This window comes from Streptomyces sp. NPDC048659, assembly GCF_040650575.1.
Lineage (GTDB): Bacteria > Actinomycetota > Actinomycetes > Streptomycetales > Streptomycetaceae > Streptomyces.
This window is the reverse complement of the sequence record NZ_JBEZHM010000014.1, coordinates 37,673-55,590: the sequence shown is the minus strand read 5'-3', so window position 1 is coordinate 55,590 and position 17,918 is coordinate 37,673. Positions and strand designations below refer to the sequence as shown.

The 17,918-nt window shown below is 74.6% G+C and carries 16 protein-coding genes and 1 pseudogene; 6 read left to right on the top strand and 11 right to left on the bottom strand.

Translation table 11 applies throughout. The features are described from left to right. Nucleotides 1-8: 8 nt before the first annotated feature. Nucleotides 9-416: a YciI family protein gene (locus tag AB0C99_RS13630; RefSeq protein ID WP_362474276.1), complete on the bottom strand. Its 408-nt coding sequence runs from the start codon at nucleotides 414-416 to the stop codon at nucleotides 9-11. A gap of 208 nt (nucleotides 417-624) precedes the next feature. On the opposite strand from AB0C99_RS13630, the gene AB0C99_RS13625 reads away from it, so the two are divergent. Beyond that, nucleotides 625-1,182, top strand: a complete 558-nt coding sequence (locus AB0C99_RS13625; protein WP_362474048.1) for a cupin domain-containing protein — start codon at nucleotides 625-627, stop codon at nucleotides 1,180-1,182. Between the two features lie 63 nt (nucleotides 1,183-1,245). On the opposite strand, the gene AB0C99_RS13620 is transcribed toward AB0C99_RS13625, so the two are convergent. The 3 genes from AB0C99_RS13620 to AB0C99_RS13610 all read right to left on the bottom strand — a co-directional run bounded on the left by AB0C99_RS13620 (nucleotide 1,246) and on the right by AB0C99_RS13610 (nucleotide 3,618). Then, nucleotides 1,246-2,124 carry a F510_1955 family glycosylhydrolase gene (locus AB0C99_RS13620; RefSeq protein WP_362474045.1) on the bottom strand — a complete coding sequence of 293 codons (879 nt, stop codon included), beginning with the start codon at nucleotides 2,122-2,124 and terminating at the stop codon, nucleotides 1,246-1,248. Nucleotides 2,125-2,224: 100 nt separating this feature from the next. Then, the gene (locus AB0C99_RS13615; protein ID WP_362474042.1) at nucleotides 2,225-2,890 is read right to left on the bottom strand and encodes a DUF305 domain-containing protein; all 666 of its coding nucleotides are present in this window, start codon (nucleotides 2,888-2,890) and stop codon (nucleotides 2,225-2,227) included. A gap of 104 nt (nucleotides 2,891-2,994) precedes the next feature. Then, complete coding sequence (locus tag AB0C99_RS13610) at nucleotides 2,995-3,618, bottom strand: hypothetical protein (RefSeq protein ID WP_362474040.1); 624 nt, start codon at nucleotides 3,616-3,618, stop codon at nucleotides 2,995-2,997. 191 nt (nucleotides 3,619-3,809) lie between these two features. Between AB0C99_RS13610 and AB0C99_RS13605 the strand changes: the two genes are divergently transcribed. Together AB0C99_RS13605 and AB0C99_RS13600 are read left to right on the top strand one after the other, a co-directional pair. Beyond that, nucleotides 3,810-6,512: a hypothetical protein gene (locus AB0C99_RS13605; RefSeq protein WP_362474037.1), complete on the top strand. Its 2,703-nt coding sequence runs from the start codon at nucleotides 3,810-3,812 to the stop codon at nucleotides 6,510-6,512. 13 nt (nucleotides 6,513-6,525) lie between these two features. Beyond that, entirely contained in the window at nucleotides 6,526-8,592 is a 2,067-nt protein-coding gene (locus AB0C99_RS13600; protein ID WP_362474034.1) for a hypothetical protein, read from the top strand. 24 nt (nucleotides 8,593-8,616) lie between these two features. Here AB0C99_RS13600 and AB0C99_RS13595 read toward each other — a convergent pair whose 3' ends face one another. Continuing rightward, a complete protein-coding gene (locus AB0C99_RS13595) occupies nucleotides 8,617-8,964 on the bottom strand; it encodes a tetratricopeptide repeat protein (protein WP_362474031.1) in 348 nt (115 codons plus the stop codon). 143 nt (nucleotides 8,965-9,107) lie between these two features. Here AB0C99_RS13595 and AB0C99_RS13590 point away from each other — a divergent pair. From AB0C99_RS13590 to gap, 3 genes and pseudogenes are all read left to right on the top strand, one after another. Then, a pseudogene (locus AB0C99_RS13590) lies at nucleotides 9,108-10,072 on the top strand (pirin family protein). Nucleotides 10,073-10,108: 36 nt separating this feature from the next. Beyond that, complete coding sequence (locus AB0C99_RS13585) at nucleotides 10,109-11,065, top strand: helix-turn-helix domain-containing protein (RefSeq protein ID WP_362474028.1); 957 nt, start codon at nucleotides 10,109-10,111, stop codon at nucleotides 11,063-11,065. Nucleotides 11,066-11,184: 119 nt separating this feature from the next. Further along, entirely contained in the window at nucleotides 11,185-12,183 is a 999-nt protein-coding gene (gap, locus tag AB0C99_RS13580) for a type I glyceraldehyde-3-phosphate dehydrogenase (RefSeq protein ID WP_362474026.1), read from the top strand. A 115-nt stretch (nucleotides 12,184-12,298) separates the two neighbouring features. Here the strand turns inward: gap and AB0C99_RS13575 are convergent, their stop codons facing one another. Genes AB0C99_RS13575 through AB0C99_RS13550 form a run of 6 tightly spaced genes read right to left on the bottom strand, consistent with a single transcriptional unit; the run spans nucleotide 12,299 to nucleotide 17,797 of the window. Then, the gene (locus AB0C99_RS13575) at nucleotides 12,299-13,543 is read right to left on the bottom strand and encodes a cytochrome P450 (protein WP_362474023.1); all 1,245 of its coding nucleotides are present in this window, start codon (nucleotides 13,541-13,543) and stop codon (nucleotides 12,299-12,301) included. Then, nucleotides 13,540-14,772: a cytochrome P450 gene (locus AB0C99_RS13570; protein ID WP_362474020.1), complete on the bottom strand. Its 1,233-nt coding sequence runs from the start codon at nucleotides 14,770-14,772 to the stop codon at nucleotides 13,540-13,542. Before AB0C99_RS13570 ends, AB0C99_RS13575 begins: the two co-directional genes overlap by 4 nt. Then, nucleotides 14,769-15,437: an ATP/GTP-binding protein gene (locus tag AB0C99_RS13565; protein WP_362474017.1), complete on the bottom strand. Its 669-nt coding sequence runs from the start codon at nucleotides 15,435-15,437 to the stop codon at nucleotides 14,769-14,771. The genes AB0C99_RS13570 and AB0C99_RS13565 overlap by 4 nt, the downstream gene beginning before the upstream one ends. Next, nucleotides 15,418-15,774: a DUF742 domain-containing protein gene (locus tag AB0C99_RS13560; RefSeq protein ID WP_362474014.1), complete on the bottom strand. Its 357-nt coding sequence runs from the start codon at nucleotides 15,772-15,774 to the stop codon at nucleotides 15,418-15,420. Before AB0C99_RS13560 ends, AB0C99_RS13565 begins: the two co-directional genes overlap by 20 nt. Next, nucleotides 15,771-16,172 carry a roadblock/LC7 domain-containing protein gene (locus AB0C99_RS13555; RefSeq protein WP_362474011.1) on the bottom strand — a complete coding sequence of 134 codons (402 nt, stop codon included), beginning with the start codon at nucleotides 16,170-16,172 and terminating at the stop codon, nucleotides 15,771-15,773. The genes AB0C99_RS13560 and AB0C99_RS13555 overlap by 4 nt, the downstream gene beginning before the upstream one ends. Further along, nucleotides 16,169-17,797 carry an ATP-binding protein gene (locus tag AB0C99_RS13550; RefSeq protein WP_362474008.1) on the bottom strand — a complete coding sequence of 543 codons (1,629 nt, stop codon included), beginning with the start codon at nucleotides 17,795-17,797 and terminating at the stop codon, nucleotides 16,169-16,171. Before AB0C99_RS13550 ends, AB0C99_RS13555 begins: the two co-directional genes overlap by 4 nt. Nucleotides 17,798-17,918: the final 121 nt, after the last annotated feature.

The following is a 17,918-nucleotide window of genomic DNA, read 5'->3' as shown; positions in this document are numbered from 1 at the left end:
GGCCCGGCTCACTCCGTGACGGTGGGCGGCTCGGCCAGGAACGGGCGCACCTCCAGCCACTCGTGGATCGGCTCGCCGCCCGCGCCGGGCGCGGCCGAGAGCTCCCCGGCCAGCTCCACGGCCCGCTCGTAGCCGTCCACGTCGATGATCATCCAGCCGGCGATCAGGTCCTTCGTCTCCGCGAACGGCCCGTCGGTGACCGGCGGCCGGCCCTCGCCGTCGTAACGGACCCAGGCCCCCTCCGGGGCGAGCGCCTGGCCGTCGACGAACTCGCCCGTCTTCTCCAGCCGCTCCGCGAAGTCCCGCATGTACTGGATGTGCGCCGAGACCTCCTCCGGCGTCCACCGGTCCATCGCCACGTCGTTGACGGGGGCCGGGGCGCCTCGGTAGTGCTTCAGCAGCAGGTACTTGGCCATGATGTTCTCCTCGGTGCTCGTGCGGCCCATCCTGGCCGCTCTCACCCCGGGGACGGAGCCGGACGCGCGTTCTCGACACCGTCGGCGGAAATCTTCCGGATTTTTTCGCGGGGCGCGAGGCGCTGGGCGCGAGCGGGGGCAAGCGGGGAGCGACCGGGGGCGTAAACGGACTGGTGCGCTCGGATTTCATGATCGTAAGGTCGACGGCATGACCGCCCAGACGAGCCCCCAGACCAGCCCCGAGACCAGCCCCGAGACCAGCCCCGAGCCCGGCACGCCCGCCGCCGCCCCCTTCCCGCCGCTGCTCACCCGCCACGCCGAGGCCGAGACCTGCGCCGACCCCAGCAGTGTCATGACCCTGCTCGCCGACTCGCACCAGACGGCCGACGGCTTCACCAGCTACCGCTCCACCTTCGCCGAGGGCGCCGTGGGCGCCCCCGCGCACTTCCACACCAAGGCGACCGAGATCTTCTTCGTCCTCAGCGGCTCGCTGCGGGTCCTGGTCGGCGAGGAGATCACCGTCCTCGGCGCGGGCGACTTCCTCGCCGTCCCGCCGCACACCCCGCACGCCTTCGCCGCCGCGCCCGGCTGCGAGGCGGACGTCCTGTTCGTCTTCACCCCGGGCATGGGCCGCTTCGACTACCTGCGCCTGCTGGGCCGGGTCACCCGGGGCGAGGCCGACCCCAAGGAGATCGCCGCGTCCGCCGAGCAGTACGACAACCACTACTGCGACAGCCCGGTCTGGCGCGCCGCCCTGGAGGGGTGAGCCCGCGGCGGGCGAGCCCGCCCGAGGCCCGGCGAGCGGCCGGATCCCGGGCGGCGGCGCTCCTCAGTGGCCGTCGCCGCCCGAGGTGACGGCCATCCGCCGGGTGAAGGTCCGCCCGCCGTCCGCCGACTCGTACACCCCGTCCTGGGTCGCGGCGAGGACCCGGCGCGCGTCCAGCGCGGTCAGCGCCTGCGGGGCGCCGCCGGGCAGCACGGAGACCCGGCTCCAGGTCGCGCCCGCGTCGGCGCTGCGCAGCAGCACCCCGGACGGGTCGATGCCGAAGAGGGCGTCCGGGGCGCCCCAGGACACGTACGCGACGAGCTGCTTCGACAGCGGCTCGGCGAAGGTGCGCCCGTCGTCGGTGCTGCGGACCACGCCCTCCTCGGTAGTGGCCAGCACCGTGCCGGGGGTGCCGGGCGCGACGGCGATGTCGAGCGCCTTCAGCTCCGCCCGGTCCTGCCAGGCCACCCCGTCGCGGCTGACCCGCAGCCGCCCGTTGGTGCTGTCGTAGCCGTAGACGGTCCCGTCGGGCGCGGTGTCCAGCGAGTGGAAGTCCACCTCCCCGCCGAGCGACCTGGTGGTCCAGGAGGCGCCCTTGTCGGCGGAGGCGATCAGGCCCAGGTTCGAGGGGCCGCCGGTGCCGGGGGCCGGGTGGCCGCTGGCGAGGAAGGCGCCCTGGGGGGTCACGGTGAACCCCATGAAATCGTCCTTGCGCTCGCCGACCAGGGCGGGGGAGCCGTCGGCGGCGGGGGTGTAGACGCCCTCGTGGGTGGCGACGTACAGCTTCCCGGCCGAGGAGCCGACGCCGTGGATGTGGCTGAGCGCCGTCGGGGCGCCGGAGCCCCCGGCCGGTCCGGACGCGTCGTCGGAGCCGCAGGCGGTCAGGGCGAGGGCGAGGGCCGCGGTGAGCGCGGCGGCGAGGGCGGCGCGGTGCTTCTTCATGTGTCTGTGGTCCCTGGGGTACGGGGGAGGGGGCGGCCCCGCACGCGGGTGCGGGGCCGCCCGGGGCGGGGCGGGGGCCGGCGGGACCGGCCGCGGCCGGTCAGAGGCGTTCGAGGATCTTCTTCAGCTGGGCGATCTCGGCGGCCTGGGTCCGGACCACGTCGTCGGCCACCTGCTTGGCCCCCGCGTCGGCGCCGTCCCGCTGCTCGGTCTTCGCCATCTCGACCGCGCCCTCGTGGTGGGCGATCATCAGCTCGGCGAACTTGCGGTCGAACGCCTTGCCCTTCAGGGCGGTGAGGTCGGCCATGTCCTTGGCGGACATCATCCCGGCCATGCCGTGGCCGCCGCCGCCCATGGACTCGGGCTTGCCCCAGGTCCTGAGCCAGGCCCGCATCTTCCGGATCTCCGGGTCCTGGGCCTTCTCGATCTCGCCGACGAGCTTCTTGACCTCGGCGTCCTCGGCCCGCCCGTCGGCGAGCCTCGCCATCTCCAGGGCCTGCTCGTGGTGGGGGATCATCATCTGCGCGAACATCACGTCCGCGTCGTTGAAGGCGCCGGGCGTGCCGGGCGCCGCGGAGCCGGTGGCGGAGGCGGACGCGGAGGCGGAGCTCTTCGCGCCGTGGTCCATGCCGTTCATGGAGTCGCCGGAGCCCGAGCAGGCGGCGAGCAGGAGCCCGGTCGCGGCGACGGCGCCGGTCAGGGCGAGCTTGCGGGCGGTGGTGCGGGCGGTGGAGCGGGTGGTGGTACGGGTCGTGAAGGCACGCATGGTGAACACACCTCGGTTGCTGTCGTTCGTGCGGGGAAAAGGACGTACGCGCGTGGCCGGGTACGGGCGCGGCGAGGCGCCCGCGGCGGCGGGGGCGGTACGGCCTAGGTCCGCAGGACCGACAGCTGGGCGAGGTCCGGGGGCCGCGGCGGCGCGTTCGGCCCGAGGGAGGGGAGCAGCCGCGCGGGGAGCGGGACGGCCCCGCCCGGGCGGCGGCCGAGGGCGGCCCGCAGCAGGGCGGCGAGCAGCCAGGCGCCGAGGACGGCCACGCAGAGCGTGGTCATGTCCATCCCGGCGCCCGAGTCGTGGGTGGAGCCGTGGGTGCCGTCGTGCGCCGCGCCGCCCGCCGGGACGGCGGTGAGCCCGCCGTGGGCCGGAGCGACGTCCGTCGCGCCGGTGGATCCGGTCGCACCGGTCATGCCCGCCATACCCGGCGTGCCCGGCGTGCCCGCCGTATCCGTCGCGCCCGTCACAGGGCTGACGGTCGACGCGCCGGCCGGGTCCGAGGGGCCGGTCACCCGCGTGACGCCCGGCAGGGCCGCCGTGTCCGGCGGAGCGGCTGCCCCGGCGCCGTGGCCCTCGGCCTGGGCGGCCTGGCCGGAAGCACCCTCGGGGTGGCCGACGGCGTGCATCACGAAGACGCCGAGCGCGAGCACGACGACGAGCAGCAGGTGCGCCAGGGCGCCTCCCGCTCGTGTGGCGCCGCGAACCGCCCGTCCCACGTGCACGTCTTCCACCTCCGGCCCCGACGATACCGAATCCGGCGCCCATACCCCGCATGGGTACCCCCTCGTGCTTCCGCGCGCCCCCTGGCGTATCGGCGCCACGCCGGTGACAGCGCCCGGCCCGCCGTCCCACCCTGATCACGCGGCACCCCCGCATCCCGCCGGGACGCCGTGCGCACACGGGAGGCACCCGCATGTCGATCGTCGTCACCTTCGCCGGCCGGACCCCGCTCCCCACCGCGGGCTCCTGGTACCAGATCTGGTCCTACCGGGTGCAGTCCTCCGGACCCGCCGACCTGCGCCCCGGGCAGCGGATCGCGCTCGCCCTCCCGGCCGACGTGGACCTGCGCGACCCGGCGCTCTTCCCCGGGGTGCCCGCCCTCGACGGCGCCTTCATCGAGCCGGACCCCGGCTCCGGGCGGCAGTACGCGGGCCGCACGGTGCCGGCCACCGGCCCCCTGGTGCTCTCCTTCGTCGCCCCGCCCACCGAGTCCGACCGGGACCTGCTGCTCGTCACCCGGAGCACCGGCCAGCCGTGGACCGTGACCCCCTTCGCCACCACCGCGGGCGGCCCCGCCGGACCGGTCCGGGTGCTGACCGCGCCCGTGCCGGGGCCGGTGCGGGTCGGGCGGCCCGTCATGGAGTTCGCGGGCACCCTCCCGTACGCCAGCGAGCTCTTCGGTGTCTACCAGCCGCTGCCCGGCTGGCTCGGCTACTCCGGCGCCGGGCGGCTCACCGCGCGGCGCGGCCCGCGTCCCGGGCCCGCGGCCTTCGCCGGGCCCGCCGCCCGCGCCCTGGAGGGCCCCGAGCTGGCCGCGCTCGCCGCCCTCGTCGGCCAGGACCCGCCGACCGAGGGCATCCTCTCGCCGGTCGGCCTCGTCAACCTCTTCCGGCAGTACTTCTTCGAGTTCGACACCTTCCTCGGCGCGCCCGCCGGGCACCTGTGGCTCAGCCCCGGCGGCATGGTCGAGCTCGTCGAGACCACCACCCGCCGCACCCTCGTCGAGCGGACCGCGAGCCAGTCGGAGGAGACCACCCGCAAGTCCGAGGAGAGCCTCACCGACCAGAGCGACGTGGCCGACGCCGTCAAGGAGTCCAACGCCAACGACACCTCCCTCGGCGCGACCGTCTCCGCCGGCGGCTCCTTCGCCGGGGTCTACCACGCCGACGCCAGCGCCAGCTACGCCAGCAAGGCGACCACCCAGAAGTCCTCCGAGCTCACCCACAAGCACACCCGGACCCAGAGCTCCAAGGTCAGCAGCGAGATCCGGCGCAACTTCACCACCACCTTCAAGACGGTGACGGAGACCACCGACACGTCCAGCCGCCGCTACGTGGTGCAGAACACCACCGACCGGCTCGCCAACTACGAACTGCGCCGCAAGATGCGCAAGGTGGGCGTCCAGGTGCAGCACATCGGCACCCGCATGAGCTGGCAGGTCTTCGTGAACGCGCCGGGCCGGGTGCTCGGCCTCGGCGAGTTCGTCGACGTCGTCCCCGCCCCCGACCTCACCTCGCTGCGCAAGCCCGAGCCGCCCGAGCCGCTCGCCCCCCTCCTCACCACCTTCACCGGCACCTTCCCCATCCAGGAGCACCCGGACAGCACCAACGCCCCGCACCAGGACGCCGACTGGAGCCGCCAGGACGGCTTCGACCGCCTGTGGCGCGGCGAGGAGGACGAGTACATCGTCGCCGACTTCGACTACGGCGCCATCCCGCCCGCCCCCGGCTACACCCTCAGCACCAACCCGGACTACGTGCAGTTCGTCTCCGCGAAGAACGGGCACGGCACCGACGCCAAGTTCCTCGTCCAGTACGTCATCCAGCGCCCCGACACCGGCCGCTTCCAGGTCCGCGCGGACCACGTGCACTTCGGCGGCACCGCCAGCATCACCTTCACCCTCCAGCTGCGCTGGGAGCCGCCGCCGGTGAACCCGGCCCAGGTCGCCTACGAGGCGGCGCTCGCCCAGTACGAGAAGGACGTCGCCGCCCTCCAGCGCAAGGCGTACGCCGCCGCCGTACGGGACCGGACCGGCCTGCTCAGCAAGGTCCGGCCGCGCCCCGCCGAGGACCTGCGCAAGGAGGAACGGCACTCCGTCTTCGCCCATCTCCTCGCACAGCTCCGCCTGTTCGACCCGAGGGACGCGCACCTGGAGGCCGAGCTCATCCGGCAGATCTTCGACGTCGACGAGATGCTCTACTTCGTCTCGCCCGAGTTCTGGCGCCCCGGCGACACCGCCGCCCCCGCCGGGCCCGACTCCCTCGGCCGCTACCCCGTGCCGCCCGCCCGCTGGGAGGGCGCCGACGGCGACCCGCTCGCCGGGGAGACCGTCCCCACCGCCTACTCCCGCACCAGCTCCCACAACGCCCCGGACGCCAAGGGCCCCACACCCGAGCAGGAGTGGCGGGTCGACTACCTGATCACCGCCGACTCGCAGCCCGCGCCCATGGGCAGCTCGCTCGGCTGGCTCGTCCAGACCGACGGCGACGAGCGGCGCAACGAGTTCCTCAACTCCGCCTGGGTCAAGGCCGTCCTGCCCATCCGCCCCGGCCACGAGCCGGAGGCGCTCGGCTGGCTCGCCAAGGCGGGTGTCGAGGGCGAGGCGGCGCTCGGGCGCCCCTACGCCTGGCAGGACGGCGACCCCGACGCGTACCGGGGCAAGACCATCGGCGAGGTGCTCGACCTCCTCGCCGCCGAGCTCGCCGAGGCCAACACCAGCGTCGCCCGCACCCTCGCGGGCGAGCAGGTCTTCGAGACCGGCTTCGACCCGCTCGCGGGCGGCTTCCGGCCCGCCGAGCCCTACCAGGTCTTCGACCAGTGGATCGAGGTCCTGCCCACCGACCAGGTCGTCGCCGTGGAGGTCACGTACGACCCCAAGACCGGACAGCAGCTGTAGGCCCGGCCCCGCCATGCCCACCACCCGCTATGTGCACGCCACCAAGGGCGTCCGGTCCGGCCGCTTCGACAGCGAGGCGAAGCCGGCCGGGACCGTCGCCGACGCGCTGCGCGCCGCCGCCCCCGGCGACACCGTCGTCATCCTCGACACCGCCGTCTACCGCGAGGCCGAACTCGTCCTCGACCGGCCCGTCACCCTCACCAGCGCCCACCTCCTCAAGCACCCCGATGCCGACCCCGCCGCCCCCGGCTTCGACCCGCGCGTGCTGCCCGCCCTGCACGGCGGCGACCGGCACCGGGTGCTGCGGATCGGGCCGCCCACGCCCGCCGGGCGGCGCGGCTTCGGCCCGGTCACCGTGCGCGGGCTGCGGATCACCGGCGGCCACGCCACGCACACCCCCGGTGACCCGGGGCTCGGCGCGGGCGGCGGGATCGCCGTCATCGACGCCGACGACGTCCTCGTCGAGCGCTGCGCCATCAGCGGCAACCGCACCGAGACGGCGCCCTTCCGGGCGTGGCCGGAGAGCGACCGGACGGCGCTGCGCGCGGCCGTGCTCGACCTGCTCGGCGACATCCTGCCCGCCGGGGCGGTCGGCGCCGTCAACCACACGGTCGACCTGGTCAACGGGATGCTGAGGCTGGTCGGCGGGATCCCCCCGCTGCCCCGGATCGACCGGGCCAAGCTGCTCGCCGAGGCGTCCCGGCGCTTCGACGCGCTGGTGCCGCCCGGCACCGTCGCCATGTGGCTGGCCGGGCAGTCCTTCGGCGGCGGGGTCGCCGCCGTCTGGGCGAGCCCCACCCTGCGGCACTGCCTGATCCGGGGCAACACGGCCGAGGGACGCGGCGGCGGACTCGCCGTCGTCGGCTACGGCTGGCCCACCCTGGAGGGCTGCTGGATCGACCGCAACGCCTCCGGCCGCCGGGGCAGGCTCGACGGCGGCGGCGTCGGCTGCGAGGTGTCCGTCCCGGGCCGTCTCACCCGCGACCTCAGCGAGCTCGACCTCATCAAGTTCCTCGCCGACCGGGCCACCGCCGCCCGCACCGCCGTGCTCAGCCCCGGCACCATCGTCGGCCTCACCCCCGGCGAGCTCTACCGCTACCTCCGCTGGCTCCTGAACCCCTTCGAACCGAACCCCGTCATCGCCAAGACCCCGCGCATCCTCGCCGACCTGATCAGCGGCCGGCTCGACGAGGCCGTACAGCTCGCCTTCTACGCGATCGCCGCCTCCGCGCTGCGGCTGGACCGCTGGTCGGCGTGGCACGAGCAGGAGATCACGGACGCCCGGCGCAAGGCCGTGACCCTGCGCGAGTGCCGCGTCACGGGGAACACGGCGGCCGACGACGGCGGCGGGCTCTACGCCTCGGTGCTCTCCCCGGTCCGGCTGCTGTCCACCGAGGTCAGCGGCAACCGGGCGGGCAGCATGGGCGGCGGCGTCCGGATCACCATGGGCTCGGCCGGCGCCTTCGAGCGCTGCCTGATCAAGGACAACGTCTCCCGGGGCCTCGAAGCGCCGCCCCGGCCCGGCGAGCCGCGCCGGGCCAGGCCGGGCGGCGGCGGGATCTCCGCCCGCAACGCCGACCTGATCCTCACCGGCACCCGGGTCACCGGCAACCTCACCTCCGACCGGCCGGGCGGCGGGATCGTCCACTACGCCGACACCGAGGGGAACATGGGCGGCGTCCCGGACATGTGGACGGCGATCCTGCGGGAGGTCTTCGGCGTCACCGAGGTGGCCGTCCGCGCCGACGCGGCCAGCGAGATCAGCGGCAACGGCTGCGGCTACGACGAGCACCGCGTCCCGCTCGCCCGGCCGCGCTTCGCCAAGGGCGGCGGCGTCTTCGTCCTCCAGGCGACCTTCCCCGACGCGCCCCGGGTGGAGGTGGCGCTGGCCGCCGTGCGCCGCACCGTGCACGGCAACACGGCGCTCACCCGGGGCTACCCCTCGGCGGTGCAGCCGGGCACCACCATCGCCACGGCGAACGACACCTGCCTCCAGGACCTCGTCAACCACCGGGAATGGACGGAGGCCAACGACGCCCCCCTGCTGGGGGGCGCCGCCGACCTCCGCTTCCGGCCGTGAGCCCGGCGCCCGCCGGGCCCCGGGTCACTCCGGCAGCTCACCCGCCATCGCGGCGGCCAGCCGCAGGTGCGGGGTGGCCTCCGCCACCTTGCCCTGCCGCTCCAGGGTGCGGCCCAGCATCAGCCGGGCGTAGTGCTCGACCGGGTCGCGCTCCAGGACCGCCCGCAGCTCCTCCTCGGCGCGGGACAGCTGGGCGGAGTGGTAGTAGGCGCGGGCGAGGAGCAGCCGCTGGGCCGTCTGGTCCGGGTGCTCGGCGACCAGACCGCGCAGGATGCGGACGGCCGTCAGGTACTCCTTCGCCTCGAAGAACAGCTGGGCACGGTCCCACCGCTCGCCGGCGGTCCCGAACTCGAAGTACGTCTCCTCGCTCACTGCTCTGGCTCTCTCTCCCGTGGGCGGAAATGCTGATGCCCGTCCAACACCGCCCTGTGGTTGAACATTCCACGGATATTCGCGGCGCGGGTCCGTGCCCTACCGGGGACCTCCGGACCCCCGACAGGAATAGGTTGAACGCCATGAGCAATCTTGATCGCCAGGCCGCCGTCCAGGTCTGCGGCGGACGCGGCTTCGTCGTCGCCGAACCGGTACGGGAACTCCTCAGCCCCCGCCACGTCCAGCTCGGCGAATCGACCGAGGTGCGCCGCCTGCTCCCCAACCTCGGCCGCCGCATGGTCGGCGCCTGGGCCTTCGTCGACCACTACGGCCCCGACGACATCGCCGACGAACCCGGGATGCAGGTCCCGCCCCATCCGCACATGGGCCTCCAGACCGTCAGCTGGCTCCACGAGGGCGAGGTGCTGCACCGCGACTCCACCGGCAGCCTCCAGGCCATCGGCCCGCGCGAGCTGGGCCTGATGACCTCCGGCCGGGCGATCTCCCACTCCGAGGAGAGCCCCCGCCCGCACGCCCGCCACCTGCACGGCGCGCAGCTCTGGGTCGCCCTCCCCGACGCCCACCGCCACGTCGAGCCGCACTTCCAGCACCACGCCGAACTCCCGCACGTCACCGCCCCGGGCCTGACCGCCACGGTGATCCTGGGCGAGCTCGCCGGGGCGGTCTCCCCGGGCACCGCGTACACCCCGATCACCGGCGCCGACCTCACCCTGACCGCCGGCGCCGAGGTCCGCCTGCCGCTGGAGCCGGACTTCGAGTACGCGGTCCTCGCCATGTCCGGCGAGGCCCACGTCGACGGCGTCCCCGTCCTCCCCGGCTCGATGCTCTACCTCGGCTGCGGCCGCAGCGAACTCCCGCTGCGGGCCGCCTCCGACGCGGGGCTGATGCTCTTGGGCGGCGAGCCGTTCGAGGAGGAGATCGTGATGTGGTGGAACTTCGTCGGCCGCACCGACGAGGAGATCCGCGAGGCCCGCGAGGACTGGATGAAGACCGACCGCTTCGGCGAGGTCAAGGGCTACGACGGCACCCGCCTCGATGCGCCCGAGGTCCGGCGACGCAGCTGAAGGCACGGGGGCGGGTGCGCTGACCACCGCGTCGGGCCGGTCCGCGTAGGCTCCGGGGCGTGGTCTCCTCGCGTCTGTACCGTGTCGCCGTCCTCGTGCTCGACGGGGCGAAGCCGCTCGATGTCGGCATCCCCGCGCAGGTGTTCACGACCCGGGCGAGCATGCCGTACGAGGTGCGGGTCTGCGGGGCCGCGCCGGGGCTCGTGACCGGGGGCGACGGGCTCGCCTACCACGTCGCCCACGGGCTCGACGCGCTCGCCTGGGCCGACATCGTCTTCGTCCCCGGCTACCGCTTCCCCGACCGCGACGACCCGCCGCCCGCCGTCGTCGCGGCGCTGGTCGCCGCCCACGAGCGGGGCGCGCGGCTCGCCGCCATCTCGACCGGCGCCTTCGCGCTCGCCGCCACCGGGCTGCTCGACGGGCGCCGGGCCACCACGCACTGGCACTACGCGCGGGCCCTCAAGGAACGCCACCCGCTCGTCCTCGTCGACGAGAACGTCCTCTTCGTCGACGAGGGCACCCTGCTCACCTCGGCCGGCGCCGCCTCCGGCATCGACCTGTGCCTGCACATCCTGCGCGGCGACCTCGGCGTCGCCGCCTCCAACCACGCGGCCCGGCGGCTGGTCGCCGCGCCCTACCGCAGCGGCGGCCAGGCCCAGTACGTCCCCCGCAGCGTCCCCGAACCGCTGGGCGAGCGCTTCGCCACCACCCGCGAGTGGGCCCTGCGCCGGCTCGGCGAGCACCTCACCCTGGACGACCTGGCCCGGCAGGCCGGGGTCTCGCCGCGCACCTTCTCCCGGCGCTTCGTCGAGGAGACCGGCTACACCCCGATGCAGTGGGTGATGCGGGCCCGCGTGGACCTGGCCCGCGAGCTCCTGGAACGCTCCCAGCGGGGTGTCGAGCAGATCGCCGCCGACGTCGGCCTCGGCACCGGCGCCAACCTCCGGCTGCACTTCCAGCAGATCCTCGGCACCTCCCCGGCCGAGTACCGGCGGACCTTCACCCGGGGGGAGTGAGCCGTCTCCGCCGCCCGTGACCGGGCCTGGCGAGATCCTTGCGAACCATGGCGATCCCGCCACTGTCATGGACGCCTCCAGCGCGCGAGCCTGGAGGCAAGAGGGAAGGGACACCACTCATGACTCGCATCGCCATCAACGGATTCGGCCGCATCGGACGCAACGTGCTGCGTGCCCTGCTGGAGCGCGACAGCGCCCTGGAGGTCGTCGCGGTCAACGACCTCACCGAGCCCGCCACGCTCGCCCGGCTGCTCGCCTTCGACAGCACGGCCGGCCGCCTCGGCCGCCCGGTGAGCGTCGACGGCGACGTCCTCGTCGTGGACGGCCGCCGGATCAAGGTGCTCGCCGAGCGCGAGCCCGCCGACCTGCCGTGGGCCGAACTCGGCGTGGACATCGTCCTGGAGGCCACCGGCCGCTTCACCTCGGCCAAGGCGGCCCGCGCCCACCTCGACGCGGGCGCCCGCAAGGTCCTCGTCAGCGCCCCCTCGGACGGCGCCGACGTCACCCTGGCCTTCGGCGTCAACAACGACGCCTACGACCCGGACGTGCACACGATCGTCTCCAACGCCTCCTGCACCACCAACGCGCTGGCCCCGCTCGCCGCAGTCCTCGACGAACTCGCGGGCATCGAGCACGGCTTCATGACGACCGTGCACGCCTACACCCAGGAGCAGAACCTCCAGGACGGGCCGCACCGCGACGCCCGCCGCGCCCGCGCCGCCGGCGTCAACATCGTGCCCACCACGACCGGCGCCGCCAAGGCGATCGGCCTGGTGCTGCCGAACCTGGACGGCAAGCTGTCCGGCGACTCGATCCGCGTCCCGGTCCCGGTCGGCTCGATCGTCGAGCTCAACACGACCGTCGCCCGCGAGGTGACCCGCGAGGACGTCCTGGCGGCCTACCGCACCGCCGCCGAGGGCCCGCTGGCCGGCGTCCTGGAGTACTCGGACGACCCGCTGGTCTCCTCCGACATCACCGGCAACCCCGCCTCCTCGATCTTCGACTCGGCCCTCACCCGCGTCGACGGACGGCACGTCAAGGTCGTCGCCTGGTACGACAACGAGTGGGGCTTCTCCAACCGCGTGATCGACACGCTGAACCTGCTCGCCGCCGGCTGAGCCGGAGTCGAAGCACCCACACGCGGACGGCCCGCGCCCCCTCCCCGGGGCGCGGGCCGTCTTCGTACCGCCGTGTCCGGACGCCGTGTCCGGACGCCGTGTCCGTACCGGACCGTCAGGCCAGGTGGACCGGCAGGTCGTACAGGTCGTTCTGGGTCACGACCGGCTTGTTGCGCAGCTCCGTCGCCGGCACCGCGAGGCGCAGCCCCGGGAAGCGCGCGTACAGCGCCGGCAGCGCCACCCCGGCCTCCAGGCGCGACAGCGCCGCCCCCGGGCAGACGTGCGGGCCGTGCCCGAACGAGATGTGCCGGTTCGGCGTGCGGGTCACGTCGAACGCGCCCGCGTTCTCGCCGTGCTGGGCCTCGTCGCGGCCGATCGCGCCGAACGACACCACGAGCCCCTCGCCCTGCGGCAGCGTCTGCCCGCCGACCTCGATGTCCTCGGCGGCGAACCGGATCAGCACGTGCGAGGTCGGCGTCGACCAGCGCAGCGTCTCCTCGATCACGTTCTCCCACGGCACCTCGCCCTTGAGGACGAGCTCCCGCTGCTCGGGGTGGGTCTCCAGCGCCACCACGGCGTTCACGATCAGGCTGATCGTCGTCTCGTGACCGGCCGCCACCATCAGCTGGAGGGTGTTGGTGATCTCCTCGGTGGTCAGCCGGTCGCCGTCCTCGGACGCCTCGATCAGCGCGCTCGTCAGGTCGTCGCCCGGCGTCTCCTTCTTCGCCGCCACGATCCCGGCGAACAGCGCGCCGAGGTCCGCCATCATCTGCGGGACCTCCTCCGGCGGCGTCTGCGTCGAGAAGAACTTGTCGAACAGCGCCTTCATCCGCGGGTGGTCCGCCGGATCCACGCCCATGAGCTCACTGATCACGTTCATCGGCAGCGGGTAGGCGAACGCGGCCTTCAGGTCGACCGGCTCACCCTCCGGCAGCTCCGCGAGCCGGTCGAGCAGGCCCGTCGTCAGGGTCTCGATCCCGGCCCGCAGCCGCTCCACCCGGCGGGCGGTGAGCGCCTGCGCGACCAGGGTGCGCAGCCGCCGGTGCTCCTCGCCGTCCACGGTCAGCATCGACTTGCCGGGGTTGGCCAGGCCGATCAGCGGCCAGTCCAGCGGGATCTCGCCCCGCTGCCAGGCGCCCCAGACGCCGATGTCCTTGACCAGGCGCGCGTCGGTGAGCAGCGCGCGGGCCTCGGCGTGCCGGGTCACCGCGTAGACGGGGACGCCGCCGGGCAGCACGACCCGGGCCAGCGGCCCGGCGGCGCGCAGCCGGGCGCCCTCGCCGTCGAGGTCGCCCACGAAGGGGTCGAGGACGATCGGCTCGGCACCCGAACCGGCGGTGTGGTCGAAGGGGCAGCTCATGCGTGGCCTCCAAGGGCGGGGGTCGGGGTGTACGTGACGGGGAGCGCGGTCAGTCCCCGCAGCCACGGGGAGGGACGGCGGGTGAGACTGTCCTCGGCCACCGCCAGGTCCACGTCCGGGAGCCGGTCGAGGAGCACCTCGATGCCGGTCCGCGCGATGGTCTCGGCGACCTCCTGCGCGGGGAAGGGGCAGCGGTGCTCGCCGTGGCCGAAGGAGAGGTGGGCGTTGTTGCCGCCGGTGAGGGCGGACCCGGCGTCGGCCCGTACGTGCGGGTCGGCGTTGGCGGCGGCGAGCCCGAGGAGCACCAGGTCGCCCCGGCCGATCATGCGGCCGCCGAGGTGGGTGTCGCGGGAGGCCCAGCGCCCGGCCACGTTCTGGGTCGGGGTGTCCTCCCACAGCACCTCGTTCATGGCCTCGCCGACGCTGTGCCGGCCGCCGGAGAGCGAGGCGGCGAAGCGGTCGTCGGTGAGCATCAGGCGCAGCGAGTTGCCGATCCAGTCGGCGGTCGGCTGGTGGCCCGCGGCGAGCATCACCATGAGGTCCTGGGCGACCTCCTCGACGGTGAAGCCGAGGGTGTTGCCGAGCATCCGGGAGGCCACGTCGTCGTCGGGCTCGGCCAGCTTGGCCGCCAGCAGCGCGCCCATCGACTCGGCCAGGTGCTGCTGCCCGGCCAGCGCGTTCTCCCGCCCGTTGATCATGTCGTTCATGGCGGTGACGAGCCCGGGGCCCTGCTCGTCGGCGAAGCCGTAGATGCTGGCGAGGACGCGGACCGGCAGCAGCGTCGCGTACTCGGCGATGATGTCGCAGGCGCCCTTGCCGCAGAGCCCGTCGATGAGCTCGTCGGCGAAGTGCTCGGCCCGCCGCTTCAGTTCGAAGGGGTCCACGGCCTCCAGGGCGGCCGAGATGACCCCGGCCCGCTCGCGGTGCCGCTCGCCGACGGTGTAGAGGATCGACGGCTGCTTGCGCCCGATCATCGGCAGCAGCGGCCAGTCGGCGGGGATCGCGTCCCACTGGTTCCACAGGTCGGAGTCGCGGGAGAACAGCGCCGGGTCGCTGGTGACCTGGTGGAGTTCGCGGTAGCCGAGCACCAGCCAGGCGGGCACGTCGCCGTCGAGCAGGACCGGGGCGACCGCGCCGTGCTCGCGGCGGATCCGGCGGTACAGCTCGGTCGGGTCGGTGTGGAACCGCGGTCCGCTCAGCGGGACGGGCGCGGGCTCGGTGGGGGTCACGGGGCTGGCTCCGGTATCGGTTCGGGGTGGGGCTGCGGGTGCGCGGCGTTCGGGCGCCCGCTGGGCTCGGTGATCGCCTTCAGGTGCTCGACGAGGGCGATCAGGACCTGCTTGCTCGACTCGCGCGAGCGGGCGTCGCAGAAGACCAGCGGCACGTCGTCGGCCAGGTCCAGGGCGGCCCGGATGTCGGCGGGGGAGTGCGGGGTGCCGCCGAAGTCGTTGCAGGCCACGACGAACGGCGTGCCGTGGTGCTCCAGCCGGTCCACCGCGTACCAGGAGTCGGCGATCCGCCGGGTGTCGACGAGGACGACCGCGCCGAGCGTCCCGGAGAACAGCCGGTCCCACAGGAACCAGAACCGCTCCTGGCCAGGGGCGCCGAACAGGTAGAGCACGTTGCGCGTGTCGAGGCTGATCCGGCCGAAGTCGAAGGCCACCGTGGTGGCGGTCTTCGCCGCCACCCCGTCGGTGTCGTCGATCTCCTCGCCCGCCTGCGACATCGTCTCCTCGGTGTTCAGCGGACGGATCTCGCTGACCGAGCGGACCAGGGTGGTCTTGCCGACCCCGAAGCCGCCGACGACGACGATCTTCAGGCCGTTGTCGGCGGTGCTGTCGAGGGCCTGGCGGGCGGGAGCGGCCGACTGCGGTTCAGAGGTTACGGAGTCCAACGAGCACCTGCTCCAGGATGTCGTGATCGGGAAGGCGGTACGTGGAGGTGCGGGGGTGCCGCGCGCTGATCCGGCCGGTGTCGTGCAGGTCCGCCAGCAGGATCCGGGTGATCGACACGGGCAGCCCGAGCCCGGCCGCGACCTCCACGACGGCGGTGGGGAAGCGGCACAGGCGCAGGATCGCCGCGTGCTCCGACTGCATGCCGGGCACCGGGTCGCACTCGGCGACGATGAGGGTGACCACGTCGAAGGCGGTGGACCCGGAGCTGCTGCGTCCGCCGGTGAGGGTGTAGAGCCGGTCGGGGGAGTCGTCCCGACCCGGCCTGACGCGGCTCATCCCCGGGGCCTCGCGACGAGGTGCTCGCCGAGCTGCTCGACGAGTTCGGTCATGTTGTGCCCGACGAGCCCGGCGTCGGCCTCCTCGTCGGCGACGAGCGCGAGGTGGGCGCCCTCGCCGGCCTCGACGATGAAGAGGATGCCGCCGTAGAACTCGGCCATCGCGGAGCGCACCCCGCCGGTGCCGTCGCCGAACTCGACGGAGGCGCCGTGGGACAGGCTCTGGATGCCCGCGGAGATCGCGGCGAGCTGGTCGGCCTGGTCGACGGTGAGCCCGGTGGTGCGGCAGAGCTTGAGGCCGTCGCGGGAGAGCACGAGGGCGTGCCGGGTGCCCGGGGTCCGTTCGAGGAGCCCCTCCAGGAGCCAGCTCAGCTTCTCGTCGGTGGTGGTGCCGGTCATCGCGGATCGCCTTCCGGAAGGGGGTGGTTCGAGGACGGCGGCGCGGCGGGGGCGACCGCCTCGTCGGGCGCGGAGCCGTCGGTTACGGGTGCGGGGGCGGCGCCCTCGGGGGCCGCGGCCTCGTCGCGGGGGGCCTCCGCGCCGCGCACGGCCCGGTGGAAGCCGCCGAAGCGGGTCGAGGCGGTGGCCGCGTCGGCGGCGCGGGGCGCGGGCCGGGCGGGGCGGGTCGCCTCCTGGTGCGCGGCGAGGGTCTTGCCGCGGCTGCGCCGGGGCAGGACGAGGCCGTCGGGCCCCTCGGGGCCGTCCGGGCCGGCGGCGCCGTCGGCCGGGGAGGCGTGGTCGGCCTCGGGCTCGGCGGCGGGCGCGCTCACGGTGGCCGCCGCGGCCTTGGCGCCGGTGGTGCCGCCGGTGCGCGGGGCCGGGACGCCGGGCATCCGGGCGGGGGCGACGGGGGCCTCGGGGCCCTGGCTGATGATCTCCTGGGGCAGCATCAGGACGACGCCGGTGCCGCCGCGCGCGGAGGGCCGGAAGGAGACCGACAGGTTGTGCTTGCGGGCCAGCCGGCCGACGACGTGCAGGCCGAGCCGGGTGCCGGAGAGCCCGGCGAGGTCCCGCGAGGTGGCGTCCACGGCGGCCTCGGCGCGCCGGAGCTGGACGTCGCCCATGGTCAGGCCGCTGTCCTCGACGGTGATCACGACACCGGCGGGGACCTCCTCCACGTACACGTGGACCTCGGCGCTGGGCGGCGAGAAGTTGGCGGCGTTGTCGAGGATCTCGGCGAGCGCGTGCATGACGCCCTCGGCGGCGTGCCCGGCGACGGCGGCCCCGCTCTTGGAGTGCAGCCTGACCCGCTGGTAGCCGGCGATGCGGCCCATGGCGCCGCGCAGGATCGACTCCATGACGATCGGGCGGGCCCAGCGGCGGCCGGAGCGGGCGCCGGTGAGGACGGCGACCGAGTCGGCGAGCCGGCCCGCCTGGGCGGTGCGGTGGTCGAGGTGCAGCAGGTCGGCGAGGACGTCCTCGTCGGCGTGCCGGTGCTCCATCTCGCGCAGGTCGGCCATCATGCTCGTGGCCAGGGCCTGCATCCGGCCGGCCGCGTTGGCGGCGGCGGCCAGGGCGGCGGAGCGGGCCGACTCGGCGCGCCGGACCCGCTCGGCCAGGCGCGCCGCACCGGCGGCGTGCTCGGCGGCGAGCCGCTCGGCCTCGGCGCGGTGGCCCCGCGCGAGCTCCTCGGCCTCGGCGCGGTGCCGGGCCACGAGGGCCTCGGCGCGGGCGGTGTGCGCGGCGGCCTCGGCCGCGGCGCCGGCTTCGTGACGCTCCTTCAGCGCCTCGGCCTCGCGCTCGGCGGCGGCCTGGCGGTGGGAGGCGTAGGCGTCCTGGGAGGAGACCTGGGCGGCCAGCCGTTCGGCGCGCTTGGTCTGGATCCGCAGGGCGCGCGCGTACCAGGTGACGGCACACGCGGCGGCGGAGAGCAGCAGGACGCCGCAGGCGGCGAACCAGGCGATGGGGGAACGCACGTCGGCCGGTGCCGCGGTGACCGCGGCGACGGTGAGCGCGCCGCCCGCTGCCGCGGTCAGCAGCGAGGCGATCAGGGCAGGGCGGAACGGGGTGGGTGACGCCGTCATCAACCGGACTCTCGGAGGCAGGCGGGGGAGGTGCGGGAACGTCCGCACTATAGAGGCGTCCTTGATCGTTTAGGAACCAGGGTGATCGGATTGGTACGTAGATCGGTATCCGGAGTGATCG